This window comes from Spirochaeta isovalerica (assembly GCF_014207565.1).
GTDB lineage: Bacteria > Spirochaetota > Spirochaetia > DSM-2461 > DSM-2461 > Spirochaeta_F > Spirochaeta_F isovalerica.
This window is the reverse complement of sequence record NZ_JACHGJ010000022.1, coordinates 1-3,581: the sequence shown is the minus strand read 5'-3', so window position 1 is coordinate 3,581 and position 3,581 is coordinate 1. Positions and strand designations below refer to the sequence as shown.

The 3,581-nt window shown below is 37.2% G+C and carries 4 protein-coding genes, 1 tRNA gene and 1 rRNA gene; all 6 read right to left on the bottom strand.

What is annotated here, in order from left to right:
• Positions 1-72: 72 nt before the first annotated feature.
• Positions 73-540 carry an arginase family protein gene (locus HNR50_RS22025; RefSeq protein ID WP_184748971.1) on the bottom strand — a complete coding sequence of 156 codons (468 nt, stop codon included), beginning with the start codon at positions 538-540 and terminating at the stop codon, positions 73-75.
• Positions 541-557: 17 nt separating this feature from the next.
• Positions 558-1,214 (bottom strand): hypothetical protein, encoded by a 657-nt coding sequence (locus tag HNR50_RS22020; protein WP_246434184.1) that lies wholly within the window; start codon positions 1,212-1,214, stop codon positions 558-560.
• Between the two features lie 253 nt (positions 1,215-1,467).
• Positions 1,468-2,403, bottom strand: a complete 936-nt coding sequence (locus tag HNR50_RS22015) for a hypothetical protein (RefSeq protein WP_184748970.1) — start codon at positions 2,401-2,403, stop codon at positions 1,468-1,470.
• 172 nt (positions 2,404-2,575) lie between these two features.
• The gene (locus HNR50_RS22010) at positions 2,576-2,953 is read right to left on the bottom strand and encodes a DUF805 domain-containing protein (protein ID WP_184748969.1); all 378 of its coding nucleotides are present in this window, start codon (positions 2,951-2,953) and stop codon (positions 2,576-2,578) included.
• A gap of 330 nt (positions 2,954-3,283) precedes the next feature.
• A tRNA-Leu gene (locus HNR50_RS22005) sits at positions 3,284-3,367 on the bottom strand.
• 125 nt (positions 3,368-3,492) lie between these two features.
• Positions 3,493-3,581: ribosomal RNA gene (rrf, locus tag HNR50_RS22000) — 5S ribosomal RNA — on the bottom strand; the annotation flags it as partial.

Sequence of the window (3,581 nt, the reverse complement as noted above, 5' to 3'; positions counted from 1 at the left end):
CTGCTGATACCAGGATAGAACTGAAACAGAAATCAGAAAGGAAGTCTGCATAAATATTTCAAAGATCATACTTCATCTATGTTGACACATTCCGATTCCGATTCGTTTGGCATAGCCTTTATCGTGAAGAATTTTAGCTGAAAGCATCAAGCCGTTGAAGGTACAAAATGCCATTGACCCATCGTATTCAGCATGATGAAATCCGTTTGTAGGACTACAGGTGCAGGTATTTAATTTAACTGCATTAACTGAAGCATAAAGGAAACTGGCATTTGTCCAGAGCATTGTGTCCGTTACTTCTTTGATCGTATTATCGAACCCATTAATCTTCTTCAAAGAGAGGACATCATCAACATGCTGTTTATCATGCACCAGATATAGGTGCTCTTTTTTGATAGATGGGAAATCACTCACAATATTTACATTTGGATGATTTCCAATCCTCTCAACAAACAGTTTTGGCTTCCCTGCACTGGGGGAGAAAGATATGTTCTCTGTTGTGCTTTGATTTTCGTTGTAAAAGATATGTAGTTTACGCATTGATTTCTCCCGGCAACTTATGCCCTTTTTAGGTTCTTAAGTTTTTGATCAGCCTCGGCTCTTGCTTGCCAGATTTTAATCTTTTTCTTCAAGGATTCATAATTGATGTTATCTCCAAGAACGTTATACATTCGTCTCTGCGCTGAGAGATAGTTGATAGCCATTTTAATATCATCCAAACGGTGATCTGTGGATAGTTCGTATTTTCTTCGATACCCATCTGCTGCTTTCTGAAGTAGTACTAGAACCAATCTCATATGTTTAACACGAGTCGTATACCCCTTACTCCGTGGGTCATTACCTACACGATAGGTTTTTAAATTGAGCAGATTCTTAGCAACTGTTGCAAATCTTCCCTCGATTTCTACCCAGTGCCATTGCCATTTTGTGTTATCCCCAAACCCATCAATAATACAATCAATTGTGAAGCCTACTTTCCGAAGTAATTCATATCGAGCTTCATCACTCAAGCCAGAAATCTTTTTCACTTTCTCTTCGTATTCTGAAAACGGAGCATCCACCTTATCTGAGACAAGTTTCTCTAAACAGATAATAGCTTTCAGACATGCTTTTCGAGCATCATTTAAGGTCTCACTCCTCTTTCCCAGAAAGGTCATGGAAAGGGAATTAAGGATCAAATAGTAACTTACGAGGTTGAGATTCGTAACTACCAAGGAAAGGAGATTCTGCTCAATTCTCTCCTGCCCTTCATTAACAATTTTTGTCAGGTAAGCATCTTGCAGTTGAAGACGTTCAGTATCAGCTTTATATAGCTTGATCTTTTCATCATATTTCTGTTCTGCTTCAGTTTTAACTCTATTCAGGGGTGTTCTCCTCTTTGATGTATATAGAGCGTTCTTTTGAACTATTCTCTCTTGATTACCCTTCGATTAAATAAATTGATCCCTCCAATAATGGAGGGATTTCCTACAACATAATGACTAGAAATATTGATAAAAGAATCCAAGTGAATACTGACACTTTGATGACCAGAACTTCATATTTCATATAAACCCTTTTCAAGATATTGTGCTTATCGCCTTTAATCCAATTGCGGGTCATTGTACGCTCTGTATTCTCTAACAAAAGAAACAAAGCTATTCCACCAGACAACCCCCAAACTCCAAGTGAAATCACTTGCCAAAGAATTATGCCATGTTCAAACAAATAAACAAATATATACAGAATAAACAGAAGAGATGTGAAAACATTTTTTAACAACATCAATTCCCATTTGGGTCTTTGCTTATTAACTTTTTTCGGATTGACGATTCTCCTTGTCCTATTCACGTATACGCTTTTACGCTGTTTCTTCCCATAAACATCATGATAAAAAATCTGTCCACATTCATTGCATCTAAAGCGATAAGTGTCTATTTCAGTCACTCCACCCACCCAACATTGTGGGCATTTTGTTGGAATATAATTTCCTTCCCAGAGTTTGTACTGAAAGTCTGAAACCACTCGGACATTATCGTTCAATTTAATCCACAGGAGCTCTTCCTGAGTCTCTGAACTAGCCCGCTCATTCATCTCCGACGGAAGGATTTGTATTAGTCCAGAAGATTCCTTACGAAACTTAAGTTCCCTAGCAACTATCTTTCGTAGCTCTTCAGCAGTATTATGCACTTGATCCTTAAGACTCCACATAAAGTAATCAATGCTAGTTGATCTATAAGAGTCCTTATCGAGCATGAGAACTCCGAGGTCTGATCTATCTACGATCAACCTTTCATTTGCAGTTTTGAACTTTTTAACTGTTGCAATGACATTATATGTTTCTACACGGAAATCCATGTGGTTGTTTTTATCGATACTACAGATAACTTTACACAGCTTCATAGTATCTGATTCCTTATTCATAACTCTTCAACCATCTGATTAACTTTTACTAATACATTATTCATTATCGAAAATCACAAGTAGCAATGTCTCATTGTATTACTTACATTTGACCATCACTGAACACTCAATAGACATCAATGGAGTTCTCCACTACGATCCAAACTCAACCCGTTATTTCAAAGCTACTTGATCACATAGAGACATCTGCCTGGTCAGTTCTGGATACTCCATCCTTATATGGCTCTAGCCCGTACTCATTTTCGCCCTCATTTCCTTTGAGAAAACCGCATTCTATAGTGGCCCAGATTGCTCCAATACCCGGAATTAAGCAAATAAAATTCCATTTTGCTGACTTTCCTCGGTCATGCCATCTTTTTCCATAAACTGCAAATATAGAATAGATCAGTACCAAAAAAGAGATTATCCCAAATGCATTTGCAATAATATTATCCAATCCCATTAGAAAGGCTGAAGCCAATTGCCAAAACATTGCTCCCATGTAAAACGCCCAAAAATTACTTCTTGATATTCTTCCTTTATATGAAAATAAAAAGTTTCGTGCTGTCATTTTTTACTCCTGTCCTTAGCATGTTGTTATCTTTTAATTATTGGTGGTAAGATTAGTATATATTCACAATCTGTGAAATCAAGCAAAGTTTATATGATCTGGGAAAAAGTAGAGCGGTTTGACATTCCCCCAAAACCGTAGACACTTGAACTGCGTTGGAACCAAAAAAAAAGAGATTTTACGACTTAAGACCTGAATTTTTGAAGGGATTACAGATGCTAATTGTTTACATATAAACTATTAGCAGATTTTTTCGGACTCGCTTTGTATACAAATTATAAAAAGAAAAATCTAATTACTTACAATGTAAGCAATTAGATTTCTTTATCATGCCTGGAAGAGGACTCGAACCTCCACGCCCTTGCGAGCACTAGTCCCTGAAACTAGCGTGTCTACCAATTTCACCATCCAGGCAGACTCAAGCAGGATAATATCCTACAATAAAGCGAAATGTCAATATTTTGAAAACATTTTCATTTCACTAACAGGTTTTTTAATTTCTGTTTTTAACTCTCTACTTTTTTAATAGAAAGAAAAAAGCCTGGCGACGACCTACTCTCCCACATAATTGCAGTACCATCGGCGCAGTTGAGCTTAACTTCCGTGTTCGGGATGGGAACGGGTGTGA

What these genes read in the sequence shown, in the direction of transcription:
- HNR50_RS22025 (WP_184748971.1), bottom strand. Translation starts at nt 540, where the DNA reads ATGCGTAAACTACATATCTTTTACAACGAAAATCAAAGCACAACAGAG.
- HNR50_RS22015 (WP_184748970.1), bottom strand. Translation starts at nt 2,403, where the DNA reads ATGAATAAGGAATCAGATACTATGAAGCTGTGTAAAGTTATCTGTAGT.
- HNR50_RS22010 (WP_184748969.1), bottom strand. Translation starts at nt 2,953, where the DNA reads ATGACAGCACGAAACTTTTTATTTTCATATAAAGGAAGAATATCAAGA.